At 70.5% G+C, this 17,962-nt stretch carries 18 protein-coding genes; 10 read left to right on the top strand and 8 right to left on the bottom strand.

What is annotated here, in order from left to right; translation table 11 throughout:
• Window positions 1-13 precede the first annotated feature (13 nt).
• Both G3I71_RS19880 and G3I71_RS19875 read left to right on the top strand, forming a co-directional pair.
• The gene (locus G3I71_RS19880; RefSeq protein ID WP_239149230.1) at window positions 14-1,459 is read left to right on the top strand and encodes a nitrate/sulfonate/bicarbonate ABC transporter ATP-binding protein; all 1,446 of its coding nucleotides are present in this window, start codon (window positions 14-16) and stop codon (window positions 1,457-1,459) included.
• Complete coding sequence (locus G3I71_RS19875) at window positions 1,456-2,088, top strand: MgtC/SapB family protein (protein WP_164316151.1); 633 nt, start codon at window positions 1,456-1,458, stop codon at window positions 2,086-2,088. Before G3I71_RS19880 ends, G3I71_RS19875 begins: the two co-directional genes overlap by 4 nt.
• 11 nt (window positions 2,089-2,099) lie before the next feature.
• Here G3I71_RS19875 and G3I71_RS19870 read toward each other — a convergent pair whose 3' ends face one another.
• Window positions 2,100-2,507, bottom strand: coding sequence for a metalloregulator ArsR/SmtB family transcription factor (locus tag G3I71_RS19870; RefSeq protein WP_164316150.1), 408 nt, complete (start codon window positions 2,505-2,507; stop codon window positions 2,100-2,102).
• Window positions 2,508-2,564: 57 nt separating this feature from the next.
• On the opposite strand from G3I71_RS19870, the gene G3I71_RS19865 reads away from it, so the two are divergent.
• From G3I71_RS19865 to G3I71_RS19850, 4 genes are all read left to right on the top strand, one after another.
• Window positions 2,565-3,593 carry a magnesium and cobalt transport protein CorA gene (locus tag G3I71_RS19865; RefSeq protein WP_164316149.1) on the top strand — a complete coding sequence of 343 codons (1,029 nt, stop codon included), beginning with the start codon at window positions 2,565-2,567 and terminating at the stop codon, window positions 3,591-3,593.
• A gap of 64 nt (window positions 3,594-3,657) precedes the next feature.
• On the top strand, window positions 3,658-4,761 hold the full coding sequence (locus tag G3I71_RS19860; RefSeq protein ID WP_164316148.1) for a magnesium and cobalt transport protein CorA: 1,104 nt from the start codon (window positions 3,658-3,660) through the stop codon (window positions 4,759-4,761).
• A gap of 67 nt (window positions 4,762-4,828) precedes the next feature.
• Window positions 4,829-5,164, top strand: coding sequence for a metalloregulator ArsR/SmtB family transcription factor (locus G3I71_RS19855; RefSeq protein ID WP_164316147.1), 336 nt, complete (start codon window positions 4,829-4,831; stop codon window positions 5,162-5,164).
• On the top strand, window positions 5,164-5,877 hold the full coding sequence (locus G3I71_RS19850; RefSeq protein ID WP_164316146.1) for a cation transporter: 714 nt from the start codon (window positions 5,164-5,166) through the stop codon (window positions 5,875-5,877). The genes G3I71_RS19855 and G3I71_RS19850 overlap by 1 nt, the downstream gene beginning before the upstream one ends.
• Before the next feature lie 100 nt (window positions 5,878-5,977).
• Here the strand turns inward: G3I71_RS19850 and G3I71_RS19845 are convergent, their stop codons facing one another.
• Both G3I71_RS19845 and G3I71_RS19840 read right to left on the bottom strand, forming a co-directional pair.
• Window positions 5,978-7,948, bottom strand: coding sequence for a potassium transporter Kup (locus G3I71_RS19845; protein WP_164316145.1), 1,971 nt, complete (start codon window positions 7,946-7,948; stop codon window positions 5,978-5,980).
• Between the two features lie 1,470 nt (window positions 7,949-9,418).
• Complete coding sequence (locus G3I71_RS19840; RefSeq protein ID WP_203730815.1) at window positions 9,419-10,024, bottom strand: TetR/AcrR family transcriptional regulator; 606 nt, start codon at window positions 10,022-10,024, stop codon at window positions 9,419-9,421.
• Between the two features lie 91 nt (window positions 10,025-10,115).
• Here G3I71_RS19840 and G3I71_RS19835 point away from each other — a divergent pair, with 91 nt between their 5' ends.
• The 3 genes from G3I71_RS19835 to G3I71_RS19825 all read left to right on the top strand — a co-directional run bounded on the left by G3I71_RS19835 (window position 10,116) and on the right by G3I71_RS19825 (window position 12,837).
• Window positions 10,116-10,781: a methyltransferase domain-containing protein gene (locus tag G3I71_RS19835; protein ID WP_203730813.1), complete on the top strand. Its 666-nt coding sequence runs from the start codon at window positions 10,116-10,118 to the stop codon at window positions 10,779-10,781.
• 94 nt (window positions 10,782-10,875) lie between these two features.
• Window positions 10,876-11,493 carry a hypothetical protein gene (locus G3I71_RS19830; protein WP_164316144.1) on the top strand — a complete coding sequence of 206 codons (618 nt, stop codon included), beginning with the start codon at window positions 10,876-10,878 and terminating at the stop codon, window positions 11,491-11,493.
• 123 nt (window positions 11,494-11,616) lie between these two features.
• Window positions 11,617-12,837 (top strand): NAD(P)-binding domain-containing protein, encoded by a 1,221-nt coding sequence (locus G3I71_RS19825; RefSeq protein ID WP_164316143.1) that lies wholly within the window; start codon window positions 11,617-11,619, stop codon window positions 12,835-12,837.
• Here the strand turns inward: G3I71_RS19825 and G3I71_RS19820 are convergent.
• The 3 genes from G3I71_RS19820 to G3I71_RS19810 form a co-directional block, all read right to left on the bottom strand.
• Window positions 12,834-13,424, bottom strand: a complete 591-nt coding sequence (locus G3I71_RS19820) for a hypothetical protein (RefSeq protein WP_164316142.1) — start codon at window positions 13,422-13,424, stop codon at window positions 12,834-12,836. The two genes, G3I71_RS19825 and G3I71_RS19820, sit on opposite strands and share 4 nt — an antisense overlap.
• A 137-nt stretch (window positions 13,425-13,561) precedes the next feature.
• On the bottom strand, window positions 13,562-14,674 hold the full coding sequence (locus G3I71_RS19815) for a sensor histidine kinase (protein ID WP_164316141.1): 1,113 nt from the start codon (window positions 14,672-14,674) through the stop codon (window positions 13,562-13,564).
• The gene (locus G3I71_RS19810; protein ID WP_164316140.1) at window positions 14,671-15,348 is read right to left on the bottom strand and encodes a response regulator transcription factor; all 678 of its coding nucleotides are present in this window, start codon (window positions 15,346-15,348) and stop codon (window positions 14,671-14,673) included. The genes G3I71_RS19815 and G3I71_RS19810 overlap by 4 nt, the downstream gene beginning before the upstream one ends.
• Before the next feature lie 216 nt (window positions 15,349-15,564).
• Here G3I71_RS19810 and G3I71_RS19805 point away from each other — a divergent pair, with 216 nt between their 5' ends.
• On the top strand, window positions 15,565-16,854 hold the full coding sequence (locus G3I71_RS19805; protein WP_164316139.1) for a DUF418 domain-containing protein: 1,290 nt from the start codon (window positions 15,565-15,567) through the stop codon (window positions 16,852-16,854).
• Window positions 16,855-16,897: 43 nt separating this feature from the next.
• Here the strand turns inward: G3I71_RS19805 and G3I71_RS19800 are convergent, their stop codons facing one another.
• Together G3I71_RS19800 and G3I71_RS19795 are read right to left on the bottom strand one after the other, a co-directional pair.
• Window positions 16,898-17,092 (bottom strand): DUF6153 family protein, encoded by a 195-nt coding sequence (locus G3I71_RS19800; protein ID WP_164316036.1) that lies wholly within the window; start codon window positions 17,090-17,092, stop codon window positions 16,898-16,900.
• Between the two features lie 190 nt (window positions 17,093-17,282).
• Complete coding sequence (locus G3I71_RS19795) at window positions 17,283-17,897, bottom strand: TetR/AcrR family transcriptional regulator (RefSeq protein ID WP_164316138.1); 615 nt, start codon at window positions 17,895-17,897, stop codon at window positions 17,283-17,285.
• Window positions 17,898-17,962: the final 65 nt, after the last annotated feature.

The raw sequence follows: 17,962 nt of genomic DNA, 5'->3' as shown, positions 1-17,962 counted from the left end.
CTTGGAGCACGTCATGGTGCTGAACTCCCTGCGCGGCCTCCGTGGCCTGCGCGCCGACCGCAACACCCCGGCCTTCGACAGGACCCGTTCCGCGGACGGCGACGTCCTGCTGGAGACCGTCGGCCTGACCAAGTCCTACGCGGGCGCCGACGGCGAGCTGCCCGTCCTGTCGGGCATCGACCTCCAGGTCCACGCTGGTGAAGTCGTCGCCCTGCTGGGCAAGTCGGGCTCGGGCAAGTCGACGCTGCTGCGCTGCCTGGCCGGTCTGGTGCCGGTCAGTTCCGGCACCGTCGCCTACAAGGGCGCCCCGCTGACCGGCGCCAACCCGGGTACGGCCATGGTGTTCCAGACCTTCGCGCTGCTGCCGTGGCTGACCGTGCAGCAGAACGTCGAACTCGGCCTGGAGGCCAAGGGAGTCGGCGCCGCCGAACGGGCGGACGCGGCCCGGCAGGCCATCGACCTGATCGGTCTGGACGGCTTCGAGTCCGCCTACCCCAAGGAGCTCTCCGGCGGCATGCGCCAACGCGTCGGCTTCGCACGGGCGTTGGTCGTGGAGCCGGACGTCCTGATGATGGACGAGCCGTTCTCCGCGCTGGACGTGCTCACGGCCGAGAACCTGCGCGGCGAGCTGATGGAGCTGTGGGAGTCCGGGCAGTTCCCGACCCGGGCGATCGTGCTGGTCACGCACAACATCGAGGAAGCCGTGCTGATGGCCGACCGGATCGTCGTCCTCGGCTCCCGCCCCTACGGCACCATCCGCGAGGTCTTCGAGGTCGGCCTGGACCGCCCCCGGGACCGGAATTCGGCCGCCTTCGAGGACCTGATCGACCGCGTGTACCGGACGATGACCGGTCGGCAGAAGGAGGGGCGCACCCCCGGCCGTGCCGAGCCGGTGGACGCCGTCGAGCTGGAGAAGCGCACCCCGGCCAACACCCCGCTGCCCACCGCGAGCGTGGACGGCCTGTCCGGCCTGGCCGAGATGATCGCCCACCGCGACGGACGCGCCGACCTCGCCGACCTGGTCGACGATCTCGGCCTGGAGGTCGACGACGTGCTGCCCCTCGTCGACGCCCTCGACCTGCTCGGCTTCGCCGTTGTGCACGGCGACGACCTGCTGCTCACCGACACCGGAGCCGCCTTCGCCGGCGCCGACGTACAGAAGTCCAAGACCATCTTCGCCGAGGCGGCATCGGGCGCCCCGCTGGTCAGGCTGATCACCAGCAGCCTGCGCCAGAACCCCGACGGCACCCTGCGCTCCGGGTTCTTCCGCGACGTGCTGGCCCACCACTTCACGAGCGAGCAGGTCACCCGCCAGCTGGAGACGGCCACCGACTGGGGCCGCTACGGCGAGCTGTACTCCTACGACGCCGAGCCTCAGGAGTACCGCCTCGACGAAGGCGACACCGACACCGACACCGATGCCGACACCGACGCCGTACGGGAGGGACAGGTCCGGTGAACGCGCTGCACTTCGCCACCGGTCTCGGCGCGGGGCTGGCCGCGGGCGCGCTGATCGGCATCGAGCGGCAGTGGCGCCAGCGGATGGCCGGGCTGCGCACCAACACTCTGGTGGCCACAGGTTCCGCCCTGTTCGTGCTGCTGTCCAGTTCCTTCGGTACGGGCGATCCCAGCCGGATCGCCGCCCAGGTGGTCTCCGGCATCAACACCGCGGCCACCCTGTGGTGTTCGGCCGCGGTGGGTTCCCTCGCCGGAGCCGGCCTGCCCGGGTACGCACTCGTCGGCGCGGCGGCGGTCGTCGCCGTCAACACCGCCGTACGCGGACTCGCCCAGCGCCTGGACCGTCAGCCCGGCTCGGGCGACGAGGTCCCGACCCCGTACCGCGTGGAGGCCGTGGTCGCCACCCGCGACGAAGCCCACGTCCGCACCCTGCTCGTGCAGTCCCTGGCCGGCTCCGCCAGCCGTCTGCACGCGGTCGCCGCCACCGCCGACGGCGAGGACGGTCAGGTGCGGATACGCGCGGAGATCACCTCCGACGGAGCCGACAGCACACCGGTGGAGAGCGCGGTCGCCCGCATCAGCATGGAACCGGCCGTCGTCTCCGCCGCCTGGCGGCGGACGGCCGCATGACGAGCGGAAACTCACGTCTCCGCAACCGGGCGGTGCCGCGCCCGAGCCGCGGCCGGGCGTTCCTGCGCGACCGCCGCGGGCACCTCGCCCGCCTCCGCCGCGGCGTCCAGGGCCTCGGCGGCGTCACCGGCCAGTACCGCGCTCTCCAGCAGTCCCCGCACCTGACGCCCGGCGGCCCGGTAGTAGATCCGCGTGCCCTCACGACGGGAGGTGACCAGCCCGGCCGCGCGCAGTTTCGCGAGGTGCTGGGAGGTGGCCGCGACATGCGCGCCGATCAGCTCCGCCAGCCGGCTGACCGGCAACTCCCGCTCGCTCAGCGCCCACAGCAGCCGGTAGCGCGACGGATCGGCGACCGCCTTGAGCACCGCCACCGACCGCTCGGCCCGCTCCTCGTCCCATGACGCTACTTGCGCTTCCATGCAAATATGCTAACCGGTGGTCCGGACCCACGTCCGCGCCCCGCAAGGAGGTGAGCCATGACGGCCCACAACACGCCCCGGCCGCAGGTCCCCGTCGTCGACTGCGCCCTGTACGAGTACGGGCGCCGCCGACCAGGCCATCTGTCGTCGGCCGAGGCCATGCACGCCGCCCGCACCACCCCCGGCGCCTTCGCCTGGATCGGACTGCACGCCCCCACCGCCGACCAACTCCAGGCCGTCGCCAGCACGTTCGCCCTCCACCCCCTGGCCGTCGAGGACGCCCTGGAAGCCCACCAGCGCCCCAAACTGGAGCAGTACGACGACACCCTCTTCCTCGTCCTGCGCACCACCGTCTACCTCGAACACGACCACCAGCTGACCCCCACCACCGACCTCGTCGGCACCGGCGAGATCATGGCCTTCGCAGGCCGCGACTTCATCATCGTCGTCCGCCACGACCCCTCGGAGCCGCTCACCGGCGTCCGCAGCCGCCTGGAGGCCGACCCCGAGCGCCTCGCCCACGGCCCCGCCGCCGTCCTGCACGCCATCGCCGACTCGGTCGTGGACCAGTACCTCGACGTCGTCACCGCTCTGGAGACCGACGCCGACGAGATCGAGAACGACGCCTTCTCCCCGGACACCGGCCACGACATCGGCCGCATCTACCAGCTCAAACGCGAACTCGTCGAACTCAAGCGAACCGTCGCGCCCCTGGCCCGGCCCCTGCGCGACCTCGCCGAACGCCGCGTCCCCGGCGTGGACCGGGAACTGGCCGCCTACTTCCGCGACGTCGCCGACCACCTCACCCAGGCCGCGGAGCGCGTCACCGTCCTGACCGAACTCGTCGACAACGCCCTGACCATGGCCCTCGCCCAGACCAGCCTCCAGCAGAACCACGACATGCGCCGCATCAGTGCCGCCGCCGCCCTGATCGCCATCCCCATCGCCATTGCCGGCGTCTACGGCATGAACTTCGACCACATGCCCGAACTGCGCCAGCTGTTCGGCTACCCGCTGATGCTCGGCGGCACCGCCGTCATTGTCACCGTCGTCTACCTGGTCTTCCGCAAGAAGCGCTGGCTCTGACATCCGTCTTGTCGTCATTTGGCACACTGTCCGGATCCGACGGTCCGGTGAAGGAGAATCCCGTATGTCCATGGTCGGCAACCTGCGCAAAGTCGCGAACCTGGCGCGGCGCACCCGGCATCGCCGTGTGGACCTCAGCCACCCGGCCCGCTCCCCGCTCGGCGCGTCCGTGGTCAACTGCGTCGTCTACCGCGACGGAGTCCGCACACCGTCGACGGGCGGCTCGGTGCAGGAAGCCGTCCGGCACGCCCGCAAGCACCGGGGCGGCTTCGTCTGGCTGGGCCTGCACGAACCCGGCGAGGAGGAGTTCGCCGGGGTCGCCGACCTGTTCGGGCTGCACCCGCTCGCCGTCGAGGACGCCGTCCACGCCCACCAGCGCCCCAAGATCGAGCAGTACGGCGAGGTCCTGTTCGCCGTCTTCAAGACCGTCACCTACGTCGAACACACCGAACTGACCGCGACCAGCGAGGTCGTCGACACCGGCGAGATCATGGTCTTCACCGGCCCCGACTTCGTCGTCACCGTCCGACACGGCCGCCACGGCTCCCTCGGCCCCCTGCGCGAGAACCTCGAAGCCCACCCGGACCTGCTGGCCAAGGGCCCTTCCGCCGTCCTGCACGCCATCGCCGACCACGTCGTCGACGACTACGTCACCGTCACCGACGCCGTCCAGAACGACATCGACCAGGTCGAGACCGACGTCTTCTCCCCGCACAGCCCCCGGAGCGCGGACGCCGGCCGCACCTACCAGCTCAAGCGCGAACTCCTGGAGCTGAAGCGGGCCGTGGTCCCACTCGCGCGCCCCCTCGACCGGATCGCCACCGAGCCCCGCGCCTGCGTCGACAAGGAGATACAGGCGTACTTCCGGGACGTCGCCGACCACCTCACCCGCGTCACCGAGCAGATCAACGCCTTCGACGCCCTGCTCGACTCCATCCTCCAGGCCCACCTCGCGCAGGTGACCGTCGCCCAGAACGAGGACATGCGCAAGATCACCGCCTGGGCCGCGATCATCGCCGTACCCACCATGGTCTGCGGGGTCTACGGCATGAACTTCGACCACATGCCCGAACTGCGCTGGACCTTCGGCTACCCCCTCGTCCTCACCGTCATCGCGACCGTCTGCCTCGTCCTCCACCGCAACTTCAAGCGCAACGGCTGGCTGTAACTCCTCGCCTCACCGTCGCCACAATCCATGATTTCCTGAATTCAGGAATCCATGTACTGTCGTGGGTGTGCTGACTGCTGCCTCCGACATCGACGTCCTGGCCCGGTTCGGTCGCGCGCTCGCCGACCCGATCCGCTGCCGCATCCTGCTCGCCCTGCGCCAGGCCCCCGCCTACCCGGCCGACCTCGCCGACGCGCTCGGCATCTCCCGCACCCGGCTGTCCAACCACCTGACCTGCCTGCGCGACTGCGGCTTGGTCATCACCGCGCCCGACGGCCGCCGCACCCGCTACGAACTCGCCGACCCGCGCCTGGCCCACGCCCTGGACGACCTGCGCGCCGCCGTGGTGGCTGTCGCCACCGACCGCACCTGCGCGGACGCCGACGAGCAGGGGTGCTGCTGATGGCCGCGATATCCCTCGGCCCGTCCCCGGCCCGCCGCGACGCGATCGCCCGCCGGATACGCCTGCTGGTCGCCACGACCATCACCTACAACGTCATCGAGGCGATCGGCGCCCTCACCGCCGGCACGATCGCCTCCTCCACCGCCCTGATCGGATTCGGCCTGGACTCGATCATCGAGATCTCCTCGGCCGCAGCGGTCGCCTGGCAGTTCTCCGCCCGCGAGCACGCCGTACGCGAAGCCCGGGAGAAGACCACCCTGCGGATCATCGCGCTGTCGTTCTTCGTGCTCGCCGCCTACGTCACCGTTGACGCCGTACGCGCCCTGACCGGCACCGGCGAGGCCGAACGCTCCCTCCCCGGCATCGTGCTCGCCGCCCTCTCCCTCGCCGTCATGCCGTTCCTGTCCGCCGCCCAGCGCCGCGCGGGCCGCGAACTCGGCTCCGCCAGCGTGGTAGCCGACTCCAAGCAGACCCTGCTGTGCACGTACCTCTCCGCCGTGCTGCTGATCGGCCTGGTCCTCAACGCCATCCTCGGCTGGTCCTGGGCCGACCCGATCGCCGCCCTCGTCATCGCCGCCGTCGCCGTCAGGGAAGGCCGCGACGCCTGGCAGGGCAAGGGCTGCTGCGCGCCCGTGACCGCTGCGGTGCCGACCGCCAACCCCGAGGTCGGCGACGCGTGCGGCTGCGGTCCCGGCCGAGCCTGCCGCGACTGACCGTCCACGCACACCGACGGGCCCGCTGCCGACCGAGGCGCTTACGGGTGCGGTCGCCGTCCACCCCGTACCCGTACCTGTCTCGCGGTGTCCGGTGCGCCTACACCTCGATGTGCGAGCCCATGATGACCGTGCGGTCGCGGGGCAGGCTGAAGTGCTCGGCGGCGTCGGAGGTGATGTAGGAGGTGGCGATGAACAGCCGTTTGCGCCAGGGGGCCATCGTCCGTGCCTTCCCGCGACGCAGCTCGATCTTCGACAGGAAGTAGGACGCCTGGTCGAGTTGGAGCGGTCCTTCGGTTTCGGCGGGGTCGAGCATGGCCAGTGTGGCGGGCACGTCCGGGGTCTCCATGTAGCCGAACCGGGCGGTGACGTGGATGATCCCGTCGTCGCCGTACCCGAGGTCGTCGACGACGGTCCGCTCCTCGGCCGGTACGCGGGGGACGGGCTCGGTCTTGATGGTCAGGATCACGACCTGGTCGTGCCGGACGTGGTTGTGCTCGACGTTGGCCCGCATGGCCAGGGGCGCGGTCTCCTTGTCCCGGTTGAGGAAGACGGCCGTACCGGGCGCCCGGAGAGTTGGCTCCTGCCCGGTGTGGAGGTGGTCGATGAACTCGCGCAGCGGGCCTTCCTGGCGTGCTCGCTGCGCGGTGACGAGTTCGCGGCCGCGCTGCCAGGTCGTCATGACGGTGAACGCGGTGAGACCGATCAGCAGCGGCAGCCACGCACCGTGGGCGAGTTTGGTCAGGTTGGCCGCCACGAACAGCAGGTCCACGAAGAGGAGCAGGCCCGCGCCGATGGCGAGCAGCCACCGGGGCGTGCCCCATTTCGCGCGGGCGACGTAGAAGAAGAGCAGGGTGGTGATGGTGATGGTGCCGGTGACCGCCATGCCGAACGCGTAGGCCAGCGCCGCGGAGCTGCGGAAGGCGAAGACCAGGGTGAGGACCGAGACCATCAGCAGCCAGTTGATCCAGGGGACGTAGATCTGGCCGATGGTGGATTCGGAGGTGTGCGCGATGCGCAGCCTCGGCAGGTAGCCGAGCTGGGCGGCCTGGGAGGCGACCGAGTACGCGCCGGTGATCACCGCCTGGGAGGCGATCACGGTCGCCGCCGTCGCCAGCAGCACCATCGGCCAGCGTCCCCAGTCGGGCACGAGCAGGAAGAACGGGCTGCTGATGTTGGCCGGATCGTCGAGGATCAGCGCGCCCTGGCCCAGGTAGCTCAGGACGCAGGCGGGCAGTACGAGGAACAGCCAGCCCCGGGTGATCGCCCGGCGGCCGAAGTGCCCCATGTCGGCGTAGAGCGCCTCGGCGCCGGTGACCGCGAGCACGATCGCGGCCAGGGCGAAGAAGGCCGTGCCCCAATGGCCGGACAGGAAGCCCAGCGCGTACGTCGGTGACAGTGCCCTGAGGATGTCCGGGTGGTCGGCGACGCCGGCGACGCCGCACGCGCCGATGGTCAGGAACCAGACGATCATGACCGGTCCGAACACCCGGCCCACCGCGGCGGTTCCCCGGCGCTGCACCAGGAACAGCCCCACGATGATCACCGCGGTGATCGGCACGACCGCGCTGTCCAGCGACGGCTCGACGACCTTGACTCCTTCCACCGCGGACAGCACCGAGATCGCCGGGGTGATCATGCTGTCACCGAAGAACAGCGACGCCCCGAAGATGCCGAGCGCGGCCAGCACGACGGCGGCCCGACGTCCACGCTGTGAACTCCACCGCCGTAGCAGGGTGATCAGCGCCATGATGCCGCCCTCACCGTCGTTGTCGGCGCGCATCGCCAGCAGCACGTAGGTGACCGTGACGATGATCATCACCGACCAGAACACCAACGACACCACCCCGTACACGTTGTCCGTGGTGACCGGGACGGGGTGCGGGTCGCTCGGGTTGAACACCGTCTGGAGGGTGTAGATCGGGCTGGTTCCGATGTCGCCGAAGACCACGCCGAGAGCACCGATCACCACCGCGAGGCGCACCGTGTCGTGCGCGCTCGCCCGACCGGCCTCCGGTGCCCGCGCCGCGGATCCGTCATCCGACGCGGTTGCCTGCCGGCGATCAGCCATGGTGCTCCTCCTCTGTGCCGTCCCGCTGAGCCGCGGATCCGCGGCAACGGGGCGGAGGATACCGACCCACAGGCGTGACCGTCGGCAGGGACGCCGCTTCGTCTCGAACGGCGTCTGCCCGGACAGGGGCGTCGTGAATCCGGCACCCGTACTCGGGTCGTCAGCCTCTCGGGCTCTTCGCCGTCCATGGTCGGCGAAGAGCCCCGCACACCCCATGCGATCTTCGCGCCGACTGAGGGGGACCTGCTCCCTTCCAGGGCAGGCGTACGGGAATGCCCGCCCCTTACTTCGCGACCTCGCCCCGCCCACTCACCGTTTACGCCTTGGGCACTGGGCAATGCAGCCAGGGTGGTCGCCTCCCCTGTGGTGGAGCGCCTACGGATTGTGCGATTGTCGAGTCCCAACAAGCGCGGGAGTCTGGTTGACCGGACGACCTTCCGTGGTGCCAGCGAGCCGGTAGGTGGTCACTACCTGGCGAGCGCTGAGGTGCGTCGGTGGGCAGCCGGTGGACAGACGCCTTTGGACGGGGCATCACACAGGAGCACCGGTCAACTTGCTGCAAGTGCTCTGATCAGCACAAACGTCACCAGGCGGCACGACGGAACACCACGCAACACGATCCCTCACGGTCTCGTAATGCGTAGGTCTCTAGTTCGAAACCCGAACGCGTCTCCAAGGTGAATCCCGGGTCAGGCCTGCGGACTGGGGTTTCCTCTTTCGGGTGACCATGGAATTCAGGAAAAGTGGGCACGCGTGCCCTGCGATGGCGGCAGGTGAACAGGGTGCTGCGCGGCCCTTGGGTCACGGGGCTGCCGCCCGACCGCGGTATGGGAGAAACGGCCCGTACAGGAAACGGCCCGAGGGGGCACACGGGTGTGCTTGGACGCCTTGTGGGGCGCGGCAGCTGTACTGGACCGAAAAGGACGGTTCTTCGGGGGCCTGCCCGCGGTCGTGATCAGCGGGCCTGCCGGAGGCTGCTGCCCCAGAGAGCCGTTCGCGGGAGGCGGAGTCCGGCGAGGTAGCTCGCGGATGTTTCGGCGTAGCAGGTGGGCGATTCCTCGCCAGTCCTTCACTTTGTTGATGGCCCGCTCGATGGTGTTGCGGCGGCTCCGCGTACGTGCACAAGGCGTTGCGCCGGGGCGGCCGGGTCAACGTCGGCGGGCCGTGCAGCAACAGTTGAAGGTCGGCTGATCCATCGCATGGCAGACCCGGCCACATCAGGGACACACGGCCCGGTGCTCGCCGTGAACTTGCGGGTGAACCGTGACCGAACTCAAGGCCCTCGCCTACACCTTCGCGGGCGCAGGAACCGGCAGGCGACGAGGAAGGTGAGGGTGAGGACCATGCGGCCGTTCGGTGATCTGGAAGCCGACGTCATGCGGGTGCTCTGGGTGGTGGCGCTGGCACCAGCCGTGCTGTTCGTCGACACGGCGTATCTGCCGAATTCCTGATCGCCGAACCCCGGACGCGTCACCGACCGGTCAGCGTGTCCAGCGTCATCGCCACCAGCTGGCCCTCCAGCCCTGCCTGTTCGGGCATGAAAGCCGCCCGGAACGTACGCGCGTGCAGCAGCGACAGCAGCCACCAGGCCGTCGCACGCGGATCGAGGTCTGCGCGGAGGGTGCCCTCCTGCTGCCCCGCACGCACCAACTCGGCGAAGGTGTCGGCGAACCGCTGGTGCGCCGCCCGGACAGCCTCCTGCAGTCCCGGCTCGCCGGTGAGGGCGAAGGCGTCCGCGAAGAGGAAGCCCAGTGAGCCGCGGGAGTGGAAGCGGGTCATGTGGTCCGGCTCCAGGAAGCCGCTCAGTAGACCGGTGACGGACTGGCCGGCCTCCACCGCCTCGGTGAGCATCGCGCAGACGTGGGAGACCGCTCCGTCCAGGACTGCCTGGTACAGGGCGGCCTTGGTGCCGAAGTTCTGGAAGACCACCGGTTCGCTCACGCCGACGCGGGCCGCGATGACGGAGACCTTGGTGCGCTGGTAGCCGGTCTCGGCGAAGGCCTCCGTGGCGGCGGTCAGGATCGACTCCCGTCGCTGGGTCGGGGTCATCCGCACTCGCTTCGTCGACTCGCTCACATCGGCATCGTACGGCCTCTTGCCGCCCTTACTTAGTCGTGGCTAAGCTCGAAGCGTTGTACTTAGTCATGGCTAAGTAAGGAGTCCCGTCGTGAAGAATCTCGGACAGCTGCTCCAGCACGGACAACCCCATCCCGACACCGAGGGCAGCACCATCGCCAACGCCCGTGGCTACGAACTCTGTGGCGCCGTCTGCTTCGGCGGCCTGCGCCCGTGGGCCTACGGCCGACTGGCCCGGCTCAGCGGCGCCCGTCCCGGCGACCGGGTCCTGGACGTCGGCTCCGGTACCGGCTACCTGACCCGGCGCATGGCCAAAACCGTCGGCCCCACGGGGACGGTGCTCGGCATCGACCCGGCCATCGAGGTCGTCGAGTACGCCCGGGGCAAGACGCGCGAGACGTACTGCTCCTACGAGACCGGTGTCGCCGAGGCGCTCACCGCGCCCGACGCCTCCTTCGATGTCGTGGTCACCAGTCTGGCCGTGCACCATCTGCCCGAGGATCTGAGGCCCGTCGCGCTGCGCGAGATGTGCCGGGTGCTGCGCCCCGGCGGACGGCTGCTCGTCGCCGACTTCCGGGCGCCGCGCACCCGGCCCGTGCGGCATCTCATTGCCGCGACGACCGGGCACGTCATGGCTGACTATCGGGTGGACCTGCTTGACGGGCTCATCGTGGACGCGGGCTTCGAGGTGCGGGGGCGCGGGGACGTACGGCCCTGGCTGCGGTACGTGCAGGGGGTGCGGCCGCAGAAGTCGTGAACGGAGAAGTCGTGACCGGGTGGTGATGGACGCGGTGGTGACAGGGGCGCGTCCTTCGTTCCATGATGGGCGGGTCATGGGGGGATCGGTGCATGTGTCCCGTGTGCGCCACCGCGGCTGGGTGCCGCGTCTGGTGCCGGTGGTGGCTGTCCGCGCCGGGCTGTTCTCCGTGCTGGGTACGGCGGTTGCGGGCACGGTCCATCATCTGGCCTTCGACTCCAGCCCCTCGTGGGGTGCGCGGGCCTTCGCCGCCGTTCTGCTGTTCTGGGTCGCGGTGCCGGGTGCGGGGCACGACAAGCCGCTGGTACGGCAGTTGCTGCTCGCGGCCGTCTCGCAGGTGGTCGTCGGTTTCTGGTTCGTACGGGCCGACGACGCGATCCAGGTCCCGGGCCAGGCTCCGGGCCACACGATGTGGCCGTCCTGCGTGCACGCCGGATGGCCGGTCGTGGTCGGCCATGTGCTGCTGACAGTGCTGTGCGCCGTACTGCTGCACGGCATGGACACCTGCCGTCGACGGGTGCTCTGGGCGGCCGGACGGGAACTGCTGCGCCGGCTGTTCGCGCCGGTCCGAGCGCCCCTCGAACCGGCCGTGGACGACAACGCGTCGAGCGTGCGCCACAGTGACGACCGCCCCTCACCGGCCGCGGTCTTCCTGGCGGACGCCGTCGTCAGGCGCGGCCCGCCCTTCTCCTCCCTCCTGCTCGCGGTCTGAACGACCGGCCGCCGAGCGGTCTTCCGGTATGCACCACTTGCCTCACTGCCCTGCACCGCCCAGTCATGCCGGGACGCGGGCTCACGCGAGAGTGCCGAGCACCGCGTCAGGGGGGAAATTCACGTGTCTCGAACCACCACCGCACCAGTCGTCGTCATCGGGGCGGGCCCGTACGGCCTGTCCACCGCCGCACATCTACGGGCGCGCGGTCTATCCGTGAAGGTCTTCGGCTCGCCCATGGCGAGCTGGAGCGAGAGCATGCCGGCGGGCATGCTGCTCAAGTCCCCGCCGAGCGCCTCGTCCCTGTCCGCCCCGCAGCCGGGGTTCACGCTCGACGCCTACTGCCGGGCAGCGGGCGAGTCCGTGCTCGGCGAGCACGACCAGGTACCCGTCGAGCTCTTCATCCGCTACGGCCTGTGGTTCATGGGCCAGTTGGTGCCCGACGTCGAGGACGTCCGGGTACGGACCCTGGACCGTCAGCCTGACGGGAGCTTCCGGCTCAAGCTCTCCTCCGGTGAGGAACTGACCGCGTCAGCCGTCGTCATGGCCAGCGGCCTGACCGGATTCGCCCATGTGCCACGGGCGTTGGCGGACGCCGTGCCCGACGGCCCCTCCGCCCTCGGCCCGGTCTCCCACACCTCGCACCTCACCGACCTCACCGGCTTCGCGGGGCGGCGGGTGCTCGTCGTCGGCGCCGGACAGTCGGCGCAGGAGAGCGCCGCACTGCTGCACGAGGCAGGCGCCCAGGTACGGATCCTGGTCCGGGGGAGCGGCGGGCTGAAGTTCGGGGCCGCGCCCACAACCGGCCCGCACTGGCAGCCGGACACCCCGGTCGGCCGCTCCTGGGCGCTGTACGGCTTCGTCAACCACGCCGCCGCCTTCCGCCACCTGCCCGCCGCCGCCCGGCTGCGGCTGGTCAAGAAGGTGCTCGGGCCGTGCGGGGCCTGGTGGCTGCGGTCCCGCGTCGAGCACCGGTTCCCAGTACTGGCGGGGCAGCGCATCACCGGGACCACCCTCGGAGACGGCGGGGTGATGATCTCCACGGTCACCGGCAACGGCGTCGTGCACCGCATCGAGGCCGACCACGTCATGGCGGGCACCGGCTACCGCGTACACCTGGAAGCCCTCGGCCTCCTCTCGCCCGAACTACGTGCCGACCTGATGCGCACGGGCGGATTTCCGCGCCTGTACGCGCAGTTGGGGTCATCGGTGCCGGGGCTGTACTTCACCGGGTTGCTGGCCGCCGGGTCGTTCGGGCCGGTGCTGCGGTTCGTGTGCGGGACACGGTTCGCCTCGCCACGGCTGGCCTCGGCAGTGGCGGCACACTGCGCGTCAAAGGACTAGGGAGCCAGAAGGGCCGGCTCGTCGCAGGCCGGGGCCTTGGGAGCGTCCTTCGCGTGCCGCGTCAGGTCGCAGACCGTACGCAGCGCGACTTTCCAGGTGCCGTCCTGGAGGACGGACGCCCCCGGGCCCCGGGTGTCGAGCTGTCGGCCCTCACGTGTGAGCGTGTAGGCGACGTCGGCGTTCAGGTCCGAGGTGTACGACACCGAGGTCACCTCCGCGCGCAGTTTGCCGCCGAGCGGGTCGTCGAAGAGGTTGATGATCATCAGCTCGTTCTGATCACCGCTCTCGACGACCTCGCTCCTGTCTCCGGAGGAGGATGCCGGCTCGAAGAGGGTCTGCCAGGCTTCCCTGATCTCCTCCTCGGACTGCGCCGGGTCCTCCCGTGCCGTACCGGTCGGGACGGGGGACGAGGGCTCCGAGACCGTCGGGGACGGTGACGTGTCGGCCGGAGCCGTTCCGGAGGAGGAGGCGGCAGGCAGGCGGCTCGTCTCCGGGGCGCTCTTGTCGCCGCCGTCGCAGGAACTCGCGAGGACCAGAACGACGGCGGCGACCACCGCAAGGGCCGCACGTCGTGTCGTAGCGGGCATTGGACCTTCACCTCCGGTACCTCCGGGCTGGGCCCTGTGTCTGGGTACCCGGCGCGGACGGTTTTACCCGGGACACAGGGGGTGCGTGGGCCGGAGTGTGGGGAGAGGAGCTAGGCCGGGCCGGCGGTCTCGCTGGTTCACGTATCGAGGGCTGTCTCGGCGGCGGGGAGTTCCAGCCGGAGTTCGTAGCCGCCCTCGGCCGTGGGACCGGCGGTGACGGTGCCGTCGAGGAGCTCCGCTCGTTGGCCCAGGCCGATGAGGCCGTGGTGTGCACCGGGCAGGGGGAGGGCGGGGCGGTCGGGCGGCGTATTGGTGACGGTCGCCCGGACCGTGCCGTTCGCGTGCCGGAGGCGGATGGTGGCGGTGGTGCCGGGCGCGTGCTTGCGTACGTTGGTCAGGGCTTCCTGGACGGTCCGGTAGACGGCCCGCTGCACGGGCGGCGGCAGGTCCTCGGGAAGGTCGGTGTGCAGCTCGGCCTTGATGCCGCTGGCGTTGACCAGGCGCGGGAGGTCGGTGAGTGAGGGCTGGGGGGTGAGTTCCGTGGGACGGCTGGCGCCGGCGCGCAGCACGCCGACCATGTGCCGCAGTTCGTCCAGGGTCTGCACGCTCAGGCGCCGGATCGTGGCGGCGGCCTCTTTCGTCTCCGGATCCCGGTTGCCGACCTGAAGCATTCCCGCGCGTACGGCGATCAGGCTGACCTGGTGGGAGACGACGTCGTGCATCTCCCGGGCCAGCTCGGCACGTTCGCGCGCGACCGCTTGCTGGGCCAGCAGCGCGCGTTCGTTCTCTCGGGTCTTGGTTATCTCGGTGAGCCGCAGCGACAGTTCGCGCCGGGCCTGGACGAGCTGTCCCAGGAAGACCGGTGCGGCTGCTGTTGCCAGGCTGTAGGTGACGATGATCAGGTCGTACTGATCCGTGACGTCGGCGAACTCCGGTGCCGGCCACGACCACCAGGTGAGGTCGGCCGCCGCGACCGCCAGGGCGCAGCACGCCAGCGCCCCGCGACGGCGGGTGAGCGATGCCAGCGTGTACAGCGCGACCAGGGTGGCGAAGGATGCGTCGGTGAACAGGGTGGTCGGCAGGGTGAGCAGGAAGGTGAGCCACGGCAGCGGGCGGCGCAGTGCGAGGGAGGCGGCGGCGAGCAGGGCGCAGGCCATGCGCAGCCCTTCGTCGGTGTCGACGTGGACCCAGATGTCCAGCAGGGAGACCACGACGAGCGAGGCGTCCAGCAGCAGGGCCCGTGTCCTCATACGCCGTACTCCCTCTGTTCCTGCTCCTGCGGCGGGCAGAGCAGGCCCGCGCGTTCGGCGAGCAGGGCTGCCTGGACGCGAGTGCTCACTTCGAGTTTGGCGAGGAGGGCGCTGACGTGGTCCTTCACGGTGCCGGTGCTCAGGTGCATGCGGCTGCCGATGTCGGTGTTGGACAGGCCCTCGGCGATGAGGACGAGGACACGGCGTTCACGTTCGGTCAGCTGTTCCACGATCCGGGCCGCCGCGTCCCGTCGCCCGCCCGCCAGGTAGCCGTCCACGACCGTGCGGGTGACCTTCGACGACAGCACGATGCCACCGTCGGTCAAGGCCCGTACGAGATGGGGCAGTTGCTCGGGGTCGGTGTCCTTGAGGAGGAAGCCGGCGGCTCCCGAGTGCAGGGCGGTCGCCACATACTCGTCCATGTTGAAGGTGGTGAGCATGGCCACCACGGGCGGGTCAGGAATCCGGCGCAGCTCAGCGAGGACCGTCAGCCCGTCGACGTCCGGCATCCGGATGTCGAGCAGCACGACCTCGGGGCGTAACTCCCTTACAGTGTGGACGGCTTGGCCTCCGGTGACCGCTGCCACGACCTCGATGTCGTCCGCGGTGTTGAGAATGTAGGTGAAGCCCGTACGGATCAGGGCCTCGTCGTCGACCACCACTACCCGGATCACCTGTGCTCCGATCGCCGTCAGGGCCTCCGCTGGACTGCTACGACTGGACTGCTACGACGTCGGGGGAGGTCCCAAGGTTCCTCCGCACTCCGGGCCGCGCAACCCAGCGAACGAGGTTCCAGCCGGTCGGCGGCCGGGCTCCGGCCAGTCGGCGGGGGGTGACTCCGGCCGCCCGCCGGATGGGCCCGCAGGGGCGAGGGCCCCGAGCCTGGAGCCATGACACAGGAAGCAACCTCGACCGACCTCCCGGCACCCGCCAAGGAGACGAACACCTCGGCCAAACCCTTGCTACCCGCCCCGGATTTGAGCCACTCCAACGCCGTCTCCCCGACGACCGCCCCCGGTCCACCGTCGACAGCGCGCCTGGTCGGCATCGACCTGGCCCGCGGGATGGCGGTCCTCGGCATGTACGCCGCCCACTTCGGCCCCGACCCCACCATCGGCGGACCGCTGGGCTTCGTCATGGAGCTGGCCCGTGGCCGCTCCGCCACGCTCTTCGCCCTCCTCGCCGGCTTCAGCCTCGTACTGATCACCGGCCGCCCCCAGCCGCGCACCGGGCGCGCGGGCCGGCAGGCGGTGGGCCGGATCGTCATCCGCTCCCTGGTCCTGATCCCGCTGGGCTACGCCCTGACCGCGCTCGGCACCGACATCGAGGTCATCCTCTCCTTCTACGGCCTGCTCTTCCTCGCGGTCCTCCCGCTGTACCGGCTCCGGGCCCGCACCCTCGCCGTCATCGCCGCCGCAGGCGCGCTGATCATGCCCCAAGTCCTGTACGTGATACGCCGGTCGATCGACAACGGCGCGTGGGCGGACACCGTCATCGCCTACGACCCGGTCGCCCGGCTCAGCGGCACGGACGGACTGACCGAGCTGCTGTTCACGGGCGAGTACCCCGTACTCACCTGGGCCCCGTTCCTGATCGCCGGCATGGCGGTGGCCCGCCTCGACCTCACCCAGACACGCATCCGCGCCCGGCTGGCCCTCACCGGCGCCGCCTTGGCCGTCCTCGGCTACGGCGGCTCCTGGCTGGCGCTGCACCTCGTCCCCAACGCGTACGCCACCATCGCCGCCGCCACCGACGGGGACTCCGGGGCAACCGCCTGGTGGTCCGACACCGTCGGCTATCCCACCGACGGGACCCCGGCGACCTGGCTCCTGGTGGGCGTCCCGCACAGCCAGACGACGTTCTCCGTCCTCGGCTGCCTAGGCGTCGCGCTCGCCGTCGTGGCCGCCTGCGTCGCCGCCACCGAACGCCTCCCGCGCTTCACCCGCCTGACCGCCCCTGTCAGCGTGGTCGGCATGATTGCACTGACGGCCTACGTCCTGCACGTCCTCGCCATCTCCGTCGTCGGCATGGAAGAGGCGACGGGACCGGCCCTGCTGGCCCTGACCTGCGCCATCGCCGCCGCCATGCTCCTGGCCACCGTCTGGACCCGGCACTTCCGGCGCGGCCCGCTGGAGTACCTGCTCTACCTCGCCACACGCTCTGCTGGCCACATCAAGTGACAGGAAATGCGGTCGCAGCCCCGAGAAGATGGGCACGGTGACGTCAAGAGTCGGCCGGGAACCATGCCGCGCTGGCCTGCTCCGTGGCAGAAGCAGGGGCCACGGTCATGGAGTGTTCGGGTGCCGGCGCTCCGCTCGGAGCCAGTGAGTGCATGCCCAGGATCCCGGCCAGCACCGTCAGCACCAGCAGCGCGAACAGCGGCCCGGCGGGGCGGCTCGATCGGGGGCTGCTGGTCATGCCCGCCGTCGTACGGATACAGCTGCAACGGCGTGATGTTGAGGGGTGCGCGCGAGGGCCTGGCCTGCTGGCGGGCGCGGACTCATCACGCGAGGCATCCCCATGCTGACAGGCCCGGTTGCCCGTGCCGCCCTGCCTCGACCGCCTGCGGTTGCTCCTGCGCCAAGCTCTTCGGCGTGGGCTGTCGGTGTTACGCCCCGCCGCCGGTTTCGGGTACCAGCTTGCCCGGGGGCGTGAAGGCGGCGAGGACCGTGGCGGTGATGTGGTGGGCGGCGCGGTCGGAGGTGAGGCGGCCGGCGCGGATCTCCTCCGCGGCGCTGTGCATGACCGTGTGCAGGACATTGACCATCCAGGCGATCGGCAGGTCCGTGCGGAAGACGCCCTCGGCCCGGCCTCGGGCGACCAGCGTCTCGACCCGGGCGGCGGGCCCGGCATGCAGTTCGCGGATGCGTCCGGCGGAGAGTTCCTTCTGGGCGGCGACGAGCAGTGCCCGCGCCTGGTCCACCAGATGCCAGCCGGCCTCGACGTAACGCGCGAGGGCGCCCAGCGGGTCACTGGTCAGGTCGACCGTGTCCAGTACCTCGTTGCCCCGGTCGATGGCGCGGCTCATCGCCGCGTCGACGACCTCCGCGCGGGAGGTGAAGTGCGCGTACAGCGTCACCCGGCCCACGCCCGCGGCCCGGGCGATCTCGCTCATGCTCGCCTCGGGGTTGCGTCCGAGGCATTCGGCGGCGGCCCGCACGATCGCCTCGATGCTGCGCAGGGCGTCGGCGCGCTTGGTGACTGTGGAGTTCTTGCTGCCCATGCGCCCACGGTACCCCAGTAAGTCGTACAGCACTGTTTGGCTTATACCCCCCGGGCGTATAACGT

Source organism: Streptomyces sp. SID12501, assembly GCF_010550245.1.
In the GTDB taxonomy this organism is placed as follows: Bacteria; Actinomycetota; Actinomycetes; order Streptomycetales; family Streptomycetaceae; genus Streptomyces.
This window is presented reverse-complemented; position numbering and strand designations above follow the sequence as displayed.

Excerpts from the sequence above, each read along its gene's own strand:
- G3I71_RS19880 (WP_239149230.1), top strand. The coding sequence starts at position 14 with ATGGTGCTGAACTCCCTGCGCGGCCTCCGTGGCCTGCGCGCCGACCGC.
- G3I71_RS19870 (WP_164316150.1), bottom strand. The coding sequence starts at position 2,507 with ATGGAAGCGCAAGTAGCGTCATGGGACGAGGAGCGGGCCGAGCGGTCG.
- G3I71_RS19865 (WP_164316149.1), top strand. The coding sequence starts at position 2,565 with ATGACGGCCCACAACACGCCCCGGCCGCAGGTCCCCGTCGTCGACTGC.
- G3I71_RS19860 (WP_164316148.1), top strand. The coding sequence starts at position 3,658 with ATGTCCATGGTCGGCAACCTGCGCAAAGTCGCGAACCTGGCGCGGCGC.
- G3I71_RS19850 (WP_164316146.1), top strand. The coding sequence starts at position 5,164 with ATGGCCGCGATATCCCTCGGCCCGTCCCCGGCCCGCCGCGACGCGATC.
- G3I71_RS19845 (WP_164316145.1), bottom strand. The coding sequence starts at position 7,948 with ATGGCTGATCGCCGGCAGGCAACCGCGTCGGATGACGGATCCGCGGCG.
- G3I71_RS19820 (WP_164316142.1), bottom strand. The coding sequence starts at position 13,424 with ATGCCCGCTACGACACGACGTGCGGCCCTTGCGGTGGTCGCCGCCGTC.
- G3I71_RS19815 (WP_164316141.1), bottom strand. The coding sequence starts at position 14,674 with ATGAGGACACGGGCCCTGCTGCTGGACGCCTCGCTCGTCGTGGTCTCC.
- G3I71_RS19805 (WP_164316139.1), top strand. The coding sequence starts at position 15,565 with ATGACACAGGAAGCAACCTCGACCGACCTCCCGGCACCCGCCAAGGAG.
- G3I71_RS19800 (WP_164316036.1), bottom strand. The coding sequence starts at position 17,092 with ATGACCAGCAGCCCCCGATCGAGCCGCCCCGCCGGGCCGCTGTTCGCG.
- G3I71_RS19795 (WP_164316138.1), bottom strand. The coding sequence starts at position 17,897 with ATGGGCAGCAAGAACTCCACAGTCACCAAGCGCGCCGACGCCCTGCGC.